The 14,414-nt window shown below is 56.4% G+C and carries 13 protein-coding genes and 1 riboswitch; of the genes, 4 read left to right on the forward strand and 9 right to left on the reverse strand.

Annotated features, from left to right (window positions below; translation table 11 throughout):
• Positions 1-55: 55 nt before the first annotated feature.
• Positions 56-781, forward strand: a complete 726-nt coding sequence (locus HMPREF0576_RS05160; RefSeq protein WP_004010989.1) for a Type 1 glutamine amidotransferase-like domain-containing protein — start codon at positions 56-58, stop codon at positions 779-781.
• A gap of 9 nt (positions 782-790) precedes the next feature.
• Here the strand turns inward: HMPREF0576_RS05160 and HMPREF0576_RS05165 are convergent, their stop codons facing one another.
• The 6 genes from HMPREF0576_RS05165 to HMPREF0576_RS05190 form a co-directional block, all read right to left on the reverse strand.
• Positions 791-2,596: an ABC transporter ATP-binding protein gene (locus tag HMPREF0576_RS05165; protein ID WP_004009240.1), complete on the reverse strand. Its 1,806-nt coding sequence runs from the start codon at positions 2,594-2,596 to the stop codon at positions 791-793.
• Entirely contained in the window at positions 2,593-4,593 is a 2,001-nt protein-coding gene (locus HMPREF0576_RS05170; RefSeq protein WP_004010990.1) for an ABC transporter transmembrane domain-containing protein, read from the reverse strand. The genes HMPREF0576_RS05165 and HMPREF0576_RS05170 overlap by 4 nt, the downstream gene beginning before the upstream one ends.
• Complete coding sequence (locus tag HMPREF0576_RS05175; protein WP_004010991.1) at positions 4,594-5,574, reverse strand: helix-turn-helix domain-containing protein; 981 nt, start codon at positions 5,572-5,574, stop codon at positions 4,594-4,596.
• An 81-nt stretch (positions 5,575-5,655) separates the two neighbouring features.
• Complete coding sequence (locus tag HMPREF0576_RS05180; RefSeq protein WP_004010992.1) at positions 5,656-6,417, reverse strand: amino acid ABC transporter ATP-binding protein; 762 nt, start codon at positions 6,415-6,417, stop codon at positions 5,656-5,658.
• Positions 6,414-7,325 carry an amino acid ABC transporter permease gene (locus HMPREF0576_RS05185; protein WP_004010993.1) on the reverse strand — a complete coding sequence of 304 codons (912 nt, stop codon included), beginning with the start codon at positions 7,323-7,325 and terminating at the stop codon, positions 6,414-6,416. Before HMPREF0576_RS05185 ends, HMPREF0576_RS05180 begins: the two co-directional genes overlap by 4 nt.
• A 34-nt stretch (positions 7,326-7,359) precedes the next feature.
• A complete protein-coding gene (locus tag HMPREF0576_RS05190; RefSeq protein ID WP_245527342.1) occupies positions 7,360-8,223 on the reverse strand; it encodes a transporter substrate-binding domain-containing protein in 864 nt (287 codons plus the stop codon).
• A gap of 97 nt (positions 8,224-8,320) precedes the next feature.
• A riboswitch (Lysine riboswitch) is annotated at positions 8,321-8,498 on the reverse strand.
• A gap of 210 nt (positions 8,499-8,708) precedes the next feature.
• Here HMPREF0576_RS05190 and HMPREF0576_RS05195 point away from each other — a divergent pair.
• On the forward strand, positions 8,709-9,329 hold the full coding sequence (locus HMPREF0576_RS05195) for a cadmium resistance transporter (RefSeq protein ID WP_004010994.1): 621 nt from the start codon (positions 8,709-8,711) through the stop codon (positions 9,327-9,329).
• Positions 9,330-9,510: 181 nt separating this feature from the next.
• On the opposite strand, the gene HMPREF0576_RS05200 is transcribed toward HMPREF0576_RS05195, so the two are convergent.
• From HMPREF0576_RS05200 to nagA, 3 genes are all read right to left on the reverse strand, one after another.
• Positions 9,511-10,227, reverse strand: a complete 717-nt coding sequence (locus HMPREF0576_RS05200; RefSeq protein ID WP_004010995.1) for a nitroreductase — start codon at positions 10,225-10,227, stop codon at positions 9,511-9,513.
• Between the two features lie 65 nt (positions 10,228-10,292).
• Entirely contained in the window at positions 10,293-11,084 is a 792-nt protein-coding gene (gene nagB, locus HMPREF0576_RS05205; protein WP_004009234.1) for a glucosamine-6-phosphate deaminase, read from the reverse strand.
• Between the two features lie 52 nt (positions 11,085-11,136).
• Complete coding sequence (nagA, locus tag HMPREF0576_RS05210; RefSeq protein ID WP_004010996.1) at positions 11,137-12,258, reverse strand: N-acetylglucosamine-6-phosphate deacetylase; 1,122 nt, start codon at positions 12,256-12,258, stop codon at positions 11,137-11,139.
• A 357-nt stretch (positions 12,259-12,615) separates the two neighbouring features.
• Between nagA and HMPREF0576_RS05215 the strand changes: the two genes are divergently transcribed.
• Positions 12,616-12,885: an ACT domain-containing protein gene (locus tag HMPREF0576_RS05215; protein ID WP_004009232.1), complete on the forward strand. Its 270-nt coding sequence runs from the start codon at positions 12,616-12,618 to the stop codon at positions 12,883-12,885.
• 81 nt (positions 12,886-12,966) lie between these two features.
• Positions 12,967-14,331: a PFL family protein gene (locus HMPREF0576_RS05220; protein WP_004010997.1), complete on the forward strand. Its 1,365-nt coding sequence runs from the start codon at positions 12,967-12,969 to the stop codon at positions 14,329-14,331.
• The last annotated feature ends 83 nt before the right edge of the window (positions 14,332-14,414 follow it).

Here is a 14,414-nt window from a genome sequence, read left to right on the forward strand (position 1 = left end):
CCGAATGCCAATTGCTCGGATGACTCGTGCGGTTCCCCCGACTAGGATGGTTCCTATGAGCAAAACCCCAACTATTTTGGCAACCTCCGGTGGATACAAAAACGGAGAACGAATCTTTACCGAGTTCAATCACTTGGTAAAGTATTCCCTCGAACTGTCCGGCACCACCCGTTCCAAACCGAAACTGGGCTACTTGGATACCGCTGCCGGCGACCAGCATTATCGTTTGGCGCAACGCTATGAAGCCGCACGTCTGGCAGGTGTGGAGCTGAACCCGCTGCAACTGTTCGTCATGCCCAACGTGGAGGACATCGAAGGCTATCTCATGGAACAGGATGCGGTCTGGGTCGACGGGGGTTCGGTGGCAAACCTGCTGGCAGTGTGGCGGGTTCACGAACTCGATCAGATTTTCCGGCGAGTCTGGGAATCTGGCGTCGTCCTGGCAGGGGTGTCTGCCGGTTCTATCTGTTGGCACCGGGGCGGCACCACGGATTCTTTCGGACCCGAACTTCGCGCCGTCACCAACGGTCTCGGGCTGATTCCCTACGATAACGGCGTACATTACGACGTTGAAAAGCGCCGCCGTCCCACGGTGCATCGCCTGGTCGCCGAGGGTGTCTTGGGGAAAACCTATTGCACCGATAACAACGTGGGGTTAGTCTACCGCGGCACCGAACTGGCAGAAGCAGTCAGCGAAGTGCCGGGAAAGTCAGCCTGGGTCGTCACCAAAGATAACGACGAAGTCGTAGAGGAACGTCTCGAAACCCGTTTCCTGGGATAATTTCAGGCTCTAGTCTTGCTGCCAAGATGCCCACAGTGAGGCATATTCACCGCCGGCAGCGACGAGTTCATCGTGCGTGCCCAATTCCACGATTCTCCCGTCCATCATGACTGCCACTCGGTCAGCATCGTGGGCGGTATAGAGCCGGTGAGCGATAGCGATAACGCTGCGTCCTGCCAACACTCGCGACAACGACTGTTCCAGCGAGCGGGCTGCAGAGGGATCCATCAGGGAAGTTGCCTCGTCCAGCACCAAGGTGTGCGGGTTCAACAGCACGATTCGAGCCAGGGCCAGCTGCTGCACCTGCGCCGGGTTCAGTTTCATTCCAGCACCGCCGACTTCCGCATATAGCCCGGTTTTTTCCGTTTCTGCCGGTGATTTTCCCTCCGGACCGGATGATGCGCCAGAGGTCTGGCTCCCGGTACCGCCCAGTCCGCGAACCCAGTCCACACCCACCGCGTCGAGTACCGACCACAGTTCCTCATCACTTGCGTCGGGTCGCGCTAAACGCAGGTTGGAGGCGATAGTTCCGGTAAACACGTGCTGTTCTTGCGTGACCAAAGCGACTTGCTGGTGCAGCTCGCTTTCGGGCAAGTCCACCAGCCGCACTCCCCCAACTGTCACGGACCCGCTGGTGGGCGGGTGAATGCCCGCCAGCATTCGCCCCAAAGTGGACTTGCCGGCACCCGATGGTCCGACAATCGCCAACGTTTCGCCCCCGCGAAGTTCCAGAGACACTTCGTGCAGCACATTTTGCCCCGCATGGTAGGCGTAGCAGACGTCCCGGGCCACTATCGCGGGCGCACCGGCGGGCGCGTGGGCGTTGACCTCCCGGTCCGGCTCAACTTGTGCGACACCAAAAATCCGGGCCAGAGACGTGTAAGCCTCCATGGAAATGTCTACCCAAAAAGTCGCCTCCCACACCGGTCCGCGAACCTGATAGGCATAGAGCGCAATCGTAGAAACAGCCCCAATAGTCAAGGCTCCGCTGGGCACCAACCAGGCTCCCAGCAACACGATAACTATCAAGGGAGACAGCGTGGCGCACACAATTCCCAAGAACAACCAGGAACGCATCCAGGTACTGTAGCGCTCCTGACGCCAGATTTCGCGAATAATGACATCGAGCTGAGCAATCCGTTTCCCTGACAACCCCAGAGCATCCACCGTGTCTGCCTGATCCAGAGTTTCCGCTACCGAACCGGACAAATCCGCCCAAGACCGGGCTGAGGACCGATAAGCGGGAACGGTCCGCGGTAAATACCACGCCATCAGCGACCACACCCCCAGCGGTCCAATGAGCAGCACAAATGCCAATTGCGGGGAGGTCAGAAACGCCGCCACAAACGTCACCACCAACGTTGTGGTAATCATCAGAATCGCCGCGATACCCTGGCGAATCATGAATTGCAGGCGTTCAATGTCTCGCGTGGTGCGCCCCACCAAGTCCCCGGTGCCCGCACTTTCCACGGTCGACAGCGGCAGGTGAATGACAGAATCGACCAGGCCATCACGCAGGTGGGCAAAAATCCGCTCGCCCATCACCCGGGCACGGTATTCTGCCAAGAACGAACATATCGCCGCCACCGCGACCACTACCAGGGCAATCACTATTTGTTGACCGACCCAGTCGCGGCTGGCAGTCCCGGCTTGAATACGGTCAATGACGCGTCCCAGCAGCCACGGGAGGGTCACTCCCGCCAGGGACGACACCAGCTGCAGCCCTACCACTGACCCGATTGCGCCACGATAGTCGTGAATCAGGTCTTTGACCCCACGCACCACCAGTTTTCTGCTGGCCAAAGGCAGTTTCATGACGGCTCACCACCACTGAGCACCGAGCGGTTGATGATAGCCAGGTACGAAGCGACCGCGGGATCCCCCGTCCGAGCTCTTTCCCGAAGTTCCCGGTGCGAGCCGCGGACGATTTCCCGCCCCGCATCGTCGAGCACAATGACTTCATCACAATGCTCCAGCACCAGCACTGACGCCGAGACAATGACGGTGGTTTTCCCATGCCGCGCTTGTGCCAAACGCTGGGCGACACGCGATTCCGTGTGCGAATCGACCGCGGAAGTCGGCTCAATAATGACCAGCACCGCCGGATTGGCGGCTACCGCGCGAGCCAGGGCGACGCGTTGGCGCTGACCGCCGGAGAGAGTGCGCCCTTTTTCTGCCACTGCCCCGTCAAGACCGCCATTCACAGATTCCACCACATCATCGGCATCTGCCACGTGCAGCGCTGCCAACCATCGCGAATCGTGCTCATCATCTTCGGGAAAGATGAGCGAGTCCTCCTGCCGAGTCGCGTTTTCGATGACGTCACGCCATACGAGTTCGCGCACCCCCCGTTCACGCGGCACCGGCGTATTGGCTCCGCGCACCTGATCCCGCAAAGTTCCGGCAAAAAGCTGCGGGTCGGTGTCTGACAGTAGGATGGCGCGGCGCACGAGGTCGAGGGGGAACGTCCTCGCGTCGGTTCCATCAATCAAAAGGGTCGGTTGGGTGCTGTCTTCTTGGCGCGCCAGCCGCCGGGCGGTTGCGGCGCTGGTGTCCGGATTGGCGCAGACCAAGCCGGTAATCAAACCCGGCTTCACCGTCACCTCACTAACCGTGTCGGTGAGATGTGCCAAGACAAAATCCTTTTCCTGCCACTGCGCAGGCAATGAGGCAGTTTGGTGCGGCGCATCTCCGGAAACATCCACCAAATCCTCGCTCACCAGGGAGGCAACGCCTTGAATTCGCGCAAGTTTGCGAACCCCGACCCAAGCTCTGGTGAATTCTTCCAACGACCGGGTGGCGACCACGATGGGGTTGCGCAAAAATTGTGAGAATCCAAAGAACGCAACCAAACTGCCTACTGACAGTTCATTGTGAAAGTACAGAATCGCCCCGATACCCACCACCAGAGCGGTAAACAGCATGGGTATGACCGAACGCAGCACGCCGAGCAACGCCGCGGGCAGGGCAACCCGAATCCCCGCGTCACGCACCCGAGCCGATTGTTTCTGGTAGTGATGTCCGAACACATCCTCACCGCCGATGCCACGCAGGACCCGCAGCCCCGCCACCGCATCAGCCGAGATTTCCGTCAGTTTGCCCTGCTCATCGCGATTCTCGGTTTGACGCCGCTGCAGCGGTTTGCTCAACAGCCCTATCAGCAGCGATACGATGGGTAATCCGATTAGTACCATCCAAGCCAACGGCGGTGAAGCGCGAAACATGATGACCAGAATCATGACGGTGGAGAGAATAGCGCCCACCATTTCGGGGAACCACAGTGCCGCTCGGCCAATCCGGTCCACATCTGTCAGCATCGAAGTGACTACATCACCGGATTCCAGTTCTCGGTTCACAGCGCGCCCATCTGAAGCTAACTTTCGACCGGCTACCCGCGCGGGAGTCGCCACCGCCGTCATTTGGATTGCAATCTCAGTGAGCTGTCCCGCCATTTGAGTCAGCGCCACGCCCAGGATAACCAGGGCGAGAACCGCCAACCGAATCCAGATTTCCCTGGTCATGCCGTGTTCTAGCCCGGCATCCAACACCATTCCCAGCGCCCAAGGCACACTGACCGATAGCGCATAGTTTAGTCCTGCCACCAGGGAACCAAGCGCGAGCACACCACCCATAGAGCGAACGAGTTTTCGGGCATAGCGGTGGGGGTCAGCGGGGTACACGGCGGGTTCGCCCTGAGGGCTATGCAGGGGCCAGCGCCAAGTGCGGGGGGTCCTCAGCAGGGGCGGCAACACGACGTGTTCTTCGGCAGCACGACGCTGCAAAAAAACGCGCGCGCGGGCATTATCTTCCACTTACGCAGTCTCCTCGGTGCCGCTGCCAGGGTACGTAATTGAACTGAGGGCATCGAGAATTTTGGGGAAATCCTGGTGCAAGGTGGTCCAGGCAATGCTGGCGTCTAATTCGTCTACTGTTTGCATCAACCGATAACGCAGTTCGCAGAGTATTGCCCACGGGATTTCCGGGTTGACTTCCTTTACATCGGAGTGAATTTTTGCTGCCGATTCCACCAGCAACGAAATGGAGTGATACGCCGCGAAACGTGACTGCACCCCCGCCGGGGTCTTGGCAAAATAAGCCTTTGGGTCACCGGTGGCGATGCCCATGCCTACGTCCAACGTCCGAGACATGTCATCCACACGCCACCGGGCAGCTGAGACATCGTAGGGGAAGAAGGATTTGTGGAATCCCCACTTTTGGAAATAGGGATATTCTTCAATCTCACGAGGCGAAAAAACATTCCCGGATCGGTATAAATCCACTAGTAAAGGCTCGAACTTAGTCTTTTCATCAAGCCGCGTAACTTCGCGAGGAACTCGGTCGACCTTGGCATTGCCCAGTCCGGTATCAATAGACAGGTAGACCGTGGTGCTCAGCTCGTTCTCGAGTTCATTTTGCAAGCCAACCAAATCCAGCATTCCCAGGGGCTTCGAGGTGCTTACCAGGAAATCAATCGGGGTAAACGCATCATCTTGACCGGTAGAGACAGGTCCAAACAAGAAAATCTCATCATAGCCGTGCCGCGAAAAAATCCCGCGCACCACATGGCGTTTCATACCCATCAGGGTGTGCGCCGGAACGCTTACCGCTTTAGCCAAAGCTGTTTCCTCAGCTTCGGAAATACGCCGCTTATGGTTTTCAAAAGCGCTGATATGGGATTGTGGAACTCCGGACATGCCTGCCAGCTCCGCCTGGGTCAAGCCCAGCACGTTGCGGCGCAGCCGCAAAAAAGCGCCGGGTCGGAAATCGCGTAGCGCCATAAATTTCTGTTCCATGCGAAAATTATACTCCTGAGGTGTATATAAGGGAATAGTTTTGTTAGCGGAAAATCACCGCTAACATGTGACCTCGAGAAATCAGAGATAACGTGCCAGGAAATCGCGGGTTCGTTCCCTTTGCGGATGCTGGAACAGCTGTTCCGGAGCGCCCTGTTCCGCGATGACACCATCAGCCATGAACACCACGTTCTTACTGACGGTGCGGGCAAACGCCATTTCATGCGTCACCACCAGCATCGTCATGCCCTCCTGAGCCAACTGCTTCATCACCGCAATGACTTCACCGACCATTTCCGGATCCAGAGCCGAAGTCGGTTCGTCAAACAACAGCACTTCCGGATCCATCGCCAGAGCACGAGAAATCGCCACTCGCTGCTTTTGCCCACCGGACAACTGCCGGGGCTTCGCGTTTAAGAACGGACTCATCCCAACTTTATCCAGGTAGTGCAATGCCTTTTCTCGCGACTCCTCCCGAGAGCGACCCAAGACTTTCATCTGACCAATCATGCAGTTCTTAAGCACCGTCATGTTGTTGAACAGGTTGAAAGATTGAAACACCATCCCCACTTTGGATCGATATTTCGCCTTTTTCATGGAATGATCGAGGATGTCCGTCCCGTGATACAGAATCTCGCCCGAAGTGGGAGTTTCCAACAAGTTGATGCAGCGCAGCAAAGTCGATTTCCCGGAACCCGACGCTCCGATAATGGATGCCACGTCACCAGGACGCACCGAAAAATTAATATCTTTGAGCACCTCGTGAGTGCCAAAAGACTTCGAGAGGTGGCGTACCGTGATGATTTCGTCCCTGGTGTTGTCAGTCGTGTTCACTTCACTCATGAGTGCTGTCCTCCCTCGGTACCTGCTGGTTTACCTGTCGCTGGTTTCTTGGCAGGCTTGACTTTTCGTGACTGACGTTTGGCAGGGTCACGGAAAGTGTAGTTTCCAGCAGCCATCACCAGCTGATCTTCGTTCATTAACTCGTAATCGCGCTGCTCCTGTCCCTCCGCAACGGGCAAGAGTTCGTAGGCATCGTCTCCGTCAATCTTCTTTTCCAGCTTCCGCAACAGGAAGGAGGACAGCAGAGTCAACGTCAAATATCCCACCATCTCGATAGTAGCGGAAGGGAAGTACTTGAAAACAGCACCCGACACCATCTTGTGCACCGAGAAAAACTCCGAGAAACCGATGATAAACATGACCGAAGTGTCTTTTATGTTGATGATGAAATTGTTGCCGATTTGCGGCAGCAAGTTCCGCAATGCCTGGGGCAAGATGACATAGAGCATGGTCTGGAAGTGAGTCATGCCTATCGCCCTGGCTCCCTCGGTCTGTCCCGGATCCACGCTGATGATGCCACCGCGCACGGATTCCGCGATGTAAGCACCAGTGTTGATGGAGACGACGAAAATCGAGACGCCCCACATGGATTGGAACTGCAGCGCGTTATTCGTGAAGTAGGGCAGACCGTAGTAAATGAATACCGCCTGCAAAATCATCGGGGTGCCCCGGAATACTTCCACATAGACGCGGATGATTCCCCGAATAATCGCCAAAACAACTCGCTTGAGCAAGGGATCGGTAGAAGGGTGAGGAATCGTATTCAAGATTCCGCAGGCAAACCCAATCACGCAGCCCAGTAAGGTGGCGATAATCGCCAGCAGTACCGTGTTGACGATACCCGTCAAGTACACGCCACCGTACTTATTCAGCAGGGTTACGATGTCCTGCCACAGTGTCCACAGCATTTTCTCTCCTGACGTGTTTCAGTACCGCGGGGGATTAATCCTCTTGGGGCTGAATCTTCACCGCGTCTGCCATCAGGGCGTCGAAGTCTTTAGCGGTCTTGCCCGACAGAGCTTTGTTGATGGCATTCTTTAGGGCGGTGTTGCCTTTTTTGACGGAGATACCGATGTTAACGTCCTCATCCGAAACTTGGAAGTCGTCACCGTCATCAGGGAAGTCCAGAATCTTCATATCCGGGTATGCCGCGATAGCACCTTGACCGGTGGGCATATCGGTAACCACGTAATCGACTTTGCCGGTTTCCAAAGCCACCAGCATCGCAGGCGCAGATTCTGCGGGAGCCTGCCGTTTGGCATCTTTAATTTGGGGAATCAAGGTGTCGTACCAAACAGTGCCAGTTTGGCTGGTGGTCCGACCTCCCGCCAGGTCAGCTAAACCCTTCGCGTTGGCAAACTTGGAATTCGCTTTGGTCAGCACGACGATGCGGGCGTACAGGTACGGTCCGGCAAAGTCCACAGTTTCTTCGCGCTCTTTAGTCATGGACTGACCCGCAATCGCGGCGTCGATTTCACCGGATTGCACCGCTGGAATCAGGGAATCCCACTCCAGCTGTTTAATTTCGAGTTTCCAGCCGTTGGCGTCTGCAATCTGTTTTGCGGTCATCACGTCGTAGCCATTAGCGTACAAAGCGGAATCTTTGATGGGCACCGCATCGTTGGATTTATCGGGTTGTGCCCAGTTATAGGGAGCGTAAGCAGCTTCCATACCGACGGTGAATACTCCGTCCTCCAAACCGGGAATTGCGGTGTCTCCACCAGATGCAGCTGGGGAACCAGCTCCACAGGCGGCGAGGGAAAAGGCCGCAGCTAAGAGCGCTGCACCACTCAGTATCTTGTTCATCATTTGTCCTTTCAATCGTTGCAAACAACTTTCGAAAGCTCGAACATGACACCAAAAATGGGGTCATGCTCCATGACCCCATACATTTGCGCGTATGCGTCATGACAGCTCTCCGCGATAGCGACAGTCGAACGGATATTTTCCGTTCGCCCGGATGTGAATCTTTGGGAACGATTCACATCCTCGGCAACCTCCCCTTTCGCTCCCGGGCATCCCTATGGGATTTCCCCGCCCTGTCGGAAGTTAATGATGTTGGTTGCGCCTCCGTCATGCTTTATCGCTCTCCAGTCTAAGGCTCCGGAGCGAAAGGTGCAAAAAAGTTAGTAAAATTCGAAGTTCCGCTACCGTTAGCGTCTCTCTCAGGCTCGATTGAGCGGTTCGGCGTCCTCGGCCGATGCACAAGTTCGGTGCGACCGGTCGCCGGTAGGTTACCGCCGGGTGATGTTGACTTTATCTGTTGAACACCTTTCGGTGATAATTGACACGTGAACGCTTCCCTGATTCTTTCCACTCTCGCCCAAGCATTGGTGCTCTTTGCAGTCACTAACATCGACCACTTGATACTGCTGACTTTATGGTTTGTCCACGGTCATCAGCGCCCCGGCACAACGTTGCGTATCTGCGCAGGTCAATACCTCGGTTTCAGCGCTATTTTGGCAGCCACCGTGATCCTGAATCTGATATCCGGTTTCGTCATTCCCGAAGCTCAGTTGCATCTGTTGGGTCTGATACCGCTGATTCTGGGAGTTAAAGCTGGCATTGGGGAAATTTTGGAACGCCGGGAGTCGAACGATTCCAGGGACGCACAGTCAGCCGAATCAAAGCTGGAAGGCAAACCTGTCAGTGTTGGCGCGGTCGCCCTGGTCACCATCGCGAACGGAGGCGACGAAATCGGTGTTTATCTGCCGGTTTTTGCCTTGTCGGCCTGGTGGCAAGTCGCTATGTTCTGCGCGGTGTTTCTGGTGCTGGCTGGTGCGCTGTTGGCTCTGGCGTGGTTCATTACCGGACGTTTAGGGCTCGCGGAGGTTCTGGAACGATTCGAGGCGGTGCTCTTTCCGAGTGTGCTTATCCTGCTCGGGGTGCTCATCCTCGCCGGATGGCTCTAGGCGGCACATGTTTATCCGTCCAGCTTTGTGTCCCCAGCGCAAACCACTTCCAGCACCTCTTTTATCCACAGAGATGCGGAAGCAAATGTTTCTGCCGCTGGACAATGCCATAAAAATTGAAAAGGTGCAAACGAATCGATGGCGCCAACTGATAGTGGAATCGTGTGACAGCTTGATTCCATCATACGTGGCGCGGCTCGGCAAGCGTCAGCGGCGGATGTTCAGCGCGATACGCGTTTACGGGGGCATCCGGATCGGGGTAACCCATCGCTAACCCGGTGATTAGCCCGTAATCTTTGGGGATATGAAACTCCTTATCAACTGGCTTCCGCCAGGTTGCGAGAGTTCCAATCGCGACGGTGCCGAGCCCCCGATTTGCAGCTGCCAGCATGAGGGTAGACAGCATCAGCCCGGTATCTTGAGCGGAAAAGGGCAGTAACGCACGGTGTACGAACACGAAGATTCCCACCGGGGCCTGGAACATTTCGAGGTTTTGGCGCAGCTGCTGGACTCTGCCGGTTTCGTCCCCGCGTTCAATCCCCAGGTGTGTATAGTAGCGTTTTCCGTTCGCTACCTGACGTTGTCGCAGCTCAGGAGGGTATTTGCCCCAGGTTTTAAAGTCGGCTTGGGGCAATTTTCCCTCCCATAGCGCTCGCAGGTAAGCACAGAGTCGACCGCGCAGCATTCCTGATCCAGTTTCCGCATGACTGGCATAGTCCGCGCGGATGCGTTCCAGACGCTCCCCCGTAGCTACTGCCAACACGTATCCGCGTGTATTTGACCAGGAGGCACAGTGGCGGGCGTCATCCAAAACGGCTTGTAAAACCTCAGGCTCGACGGGCTTATCAAGATAAGCTCGCACACTGTAGCGAGCTTGCAGCAGTTCAGAAAAATCCACGTTTGGTAGTCTATCCAGAAAACTACACCAGCTCTATAGATAAGACTTACCTAAGTATGTTTTACTCAGAGTCCCAACCATGCCCCCTGGGGTCTGTTGGCGTAAATCTCACGATAAAAATCTTGGCGTTCTAACTTCGCAGCTGCAGCCTCATCCAACAGAACCTTAACATTGTTGTGCAACTGCAGAGCTGAACCCGTACAAGAGATAGAAACCGGACCTTCCACCATGTCCCGAACCGCGTCAGCCTTATTCGCACCAGTAGCCAGAAGCACAATTTTTTGGGCTCGCAAAATGGTGCCAACACCCTGTGTCAGCGCATGAGTGGGTACCTTGTCGATGTCATTTGAAAAGAACCGGGCGTTATCACGGCGAGTTTGGGCAGTCAGCACCGCGGGATGCGTCAAGGAATTCAGGGACGTACCCGGCTCATTGAAGGCGATATGACCATCCACCCCGATACCTAATATCTGTATATCAATTCCTCCGGCATCGACAATGGCTTGTTCGTAGCGACGACACTCCTCTAACAAGTCAGAAGCCAAGCCATCCTCTCCATATACCTGGCTCGGGTCTATATCCGTGATGCTCGCAAACTCGCGGCGAATAAAGTTGTGATAAGCCTCGGGATGATCCTGAGGCAGTCCCACATATTCATCGAGCTGGAAAGCCTTAGCGTGACGCAGGGATAAACTTCCCGCCTGTACTCGACGCGACAGCTCCTGATAAATCGGCAGCGGACTAGAACCCGTCGCCACCCCCAGTACAGCAGCAGGATTGTCCGCATAAACCTCGCAGATTGCCTCCGCCGCAACGACTGCCAATTCAGCCGCAGTTGGTTTAATGATGATTTCCATAATGATTGCCTTCCGTTGCTCCCCGCTATCCCACTAAGTCTCCCATGACGTCTCACCTCACCTGCTGACCACGGCGAAATACCTGTTGCACCCGCAAGGCGCTCGACTCGACCACCAAATCCGCATAGGCTCCGGGCGCCACTACCCCGATGTCCGTCCTGCCCAACACCGCCGCAGGTCGAGCCGTGGCAGCATGCAGCGCCATCCAAATATCCACTCCTGCGGTATAGGTCGCAAAACGGACTGCCCGCGACATAGTCAGGGTTGAGCCAGCAATAGATCCGTTCGATTTCAACCGCGCCACCGCGTCACGCACTTCTACCTCCAGGGGTCCCAGCAGGTAATCCCCGTCAGGGGCGCCCGCGGCCGCCATCGCATCAGTAACCAAAACCGTGTCGCGCCCCTTGGCAGCAAACACGAATTGCACGGTGGCAGCATGGGAATGCACCCCATCAGCTATGAGCTCTACCGGTAATCCCGGTGTTTCCAAAGCCGCCACAATCGGACCGGGCTGGCGATGATGAATCGGTTTCATCGCGTTAAACAAGTGGGTGACATTTTGTGCGCCACTGGCGAGGGCAGCTTTCATCACGTCATAGTCAGCGTTCATATGCCCGGGGGCAGCAATAATTCCCTGCGACACCAACCAGCGCACGGCTTCTAACCCGCCACGACGCTCGATAGCGAGAGTGACCATCTTAACCGGACCGGCTTGGCAGAGGCGCTGTACTTCGTCCAGAGCCGGGTCGCGCAGCAGCTGGGGGTCATGGGCGCCCTTGTATTCCTCTGCCATCCACGGACCCTCCAGGTGAACGCCCAAAATTTCGCCGGCATCATAGAGCGGAGTCAACTGCTGAATCTGGGATTCCAAGTGGTCCAAAGTGTCCGTGACCAGGCTCGCCATGATAGAGGTCGTGCCCTCGTAAAGGTGGGTAGCAATGACGGTACGGGCTGCTTCAACCCCGTTGGTGAAAGCCTCTCCCCCGCCACCGTGCGAATGAATGTCTACGAATCCAGGAGCGAGGATTGCCGACCCAAAGTCTATGTCAGCCCGGACTTGTGCGACCGCCGGTCCGCTGAAGACCTCCACGATACGATCATTTTCCACCCGCACCGCACCGGGTCCCAACACTTGGTTGCCATCGAATAGCGTGTCTGCGCGATAAATCGTCATGTTGCTCCACTTTCCTCTCAGTTTGTCCTCATGGCGAGCTATGCTCTGCCTCGCCTACCTTCCCTACGAATCTGGACAGGCAGCGCCCCCAGCCACAACTGACTGAGCCACTGTGGTAGTGGCGTCAGAGCGTCGCATCGGCTCTCCCAGAGGATATTCACCAACGATACCCAGGGGATAATCTTCATGTCCACCTCTTGCGCCGCATGGACGTGGTGAGGACGGAGGCATTAATTTAACCCAGAACTTTCACACCACACGGTCAATAATCGACATTTTTGCAACATCGCAGCACCTCATGTTGGATTCAAGCGCACGTGATACCCCCGCAGGGTCCAGGGAGGGCATAATTAAGCTATGAAAGCAATCATGACTGTAACCGGGATTGATCACACCGGAATTATCGCGGCGGTGGCGAATGCCTGCGCTACCCAGAAAGCCAATATCACCAACGTATCCCAGACGCTGATGGGCTCGTACTTCACGATGATTATGCAGCTGGAACTGGATGACACCCCCACCTCTTTGACTAATTTGCAAGAGGCCATGCACGCGGTGGAACAGGCTCAAAACTTGGAAATCCGGGTGCAAGCCGAGGCCATCTTTAACGCGATGCACACCCTGTAATTGCTAACATCCCACCACGAATTCCGTACCCGCCCGGAAGATGACCGGGAACCCTTCTGACCCCCTATTGGAGCAAAACAAATGAGCTTAGACACCGAGCGACAAATCATGGAAACCATTCAGATGATTTCCGAGGACAAACTGGACGTGCGCACCGTCACGATGGGGCTGTCATTGCTGGATTGCGCCGATTCTGACGTGCAGCGCGCCTGTGCCCGTATCGAAGATCGCATCGTCAAGGCCGCGTCTCGCCTGGTGGCGACCGCTGGAGAGGTGTCGCGGGAGTTCGGAGTGCCGATTATCAACAAGCGGATTTCAGTCACGCCGATTTCCCTGGTGGCAGCCGCTTGCCGTACCTCGAATCCGCTGCCTTTTGCCCAAGCGTTGGATCGCGCCGGCAAAGCCGTCGGGGTCGACTTTGTGGGTGGATATTCCGCGTTGGTGGATGCCGGTGCGACGCAGAGTGACCTGGCGCTGATTGATTCCATCCCCGAGGCTCTGGCCAGCACGGACATCGTGTGTTCGTCGGTCAATATCGGTTCTACCCGCACGGGAATCAATATGTCGGCAGCGCGGCGGATGGGTCAGGTGGTCGTGGATACGGCACAAGCAACCGGCGCGGCTGACGGGATTGGGGCGGCAAAGTTGGTCGTGTTCGCCAATGCGGTGGGTGACAATCCGTTCATGGCAGGGGCGTTCCACGGGGTCAGCCAGCCCGATACGGTCATTTCCGTAGGGATTTCGGGACCGGGAGTGGTGCAGCGCGCCTTGCAGACGGTGCGGGGGCGCCCTTTCGAGGAATGCGCCGAAGCCATCAAGAAATCGGCATTTAAGATTACCCGGATGGGTCAGCTGGTGGGGCAGACCGTGGCGCAGCGTCTGTCTGTGCCTTTTGGAATCGTGGATTTGTCGCTGGCTCCCACGGCGGAAGTCGGCGATTCCGTGGCGGCAATTTTGGAAGAAATGGGCGTCTCCGCGGTGGGCGCGCCGGGCACTACCGCCGCCCTGTTCCTGCTCAATGACGCGGTGAAAAAGGGCGGGTTGATGGCATGCTCGATGGTGGGCGGCTTGTCGGGGTCTTTCATTCCTGTCTCAGAGGACATGAACATGATTAACGGGGTGCAGCGCGGCTCCATCACAATGGCAAAGCTCGAAGCCATGACGGCGATTTGTTCGGTGGGATTGGATATGATTGCAATTCCCGGCGATACTTCCCCCGCTACAATTACCGGTTTAATCGCTGATGAAGCCGCGATTGGTATCGCTTCGGGCAAGACTACTGCGGTACGGGTCATCCCGGTTCCGGGCAAGAGCGTGGGTGACAGCGCCAACTTCGGAGGTCTGTTGGGGTGGGCGCCGGTGATGGGAGTTTCCCAGTTTTCTTCCGCTGACTTTGCGGCTCGGGGCGGGCGGATTCCCGCACCGGTCCATTCCTTTAGGAACTGATTTCCACCGGTTTTCAGGAAATTATGCCCCTGCACGGGGCTTACTTCCGTGCGTAATAAAATTTGAACTGACCGGTCAGTTCA

It is taken from the genome of Mobiluncus holmesii ATCC 35242 (assembly GCF_000185445.1).
GTDB lineage: Bacteria > Actinomycetota > Actinomycetes > Actinomycetales > Actinomycetaceae > Mobiluncus > Mobiluncus curtisii.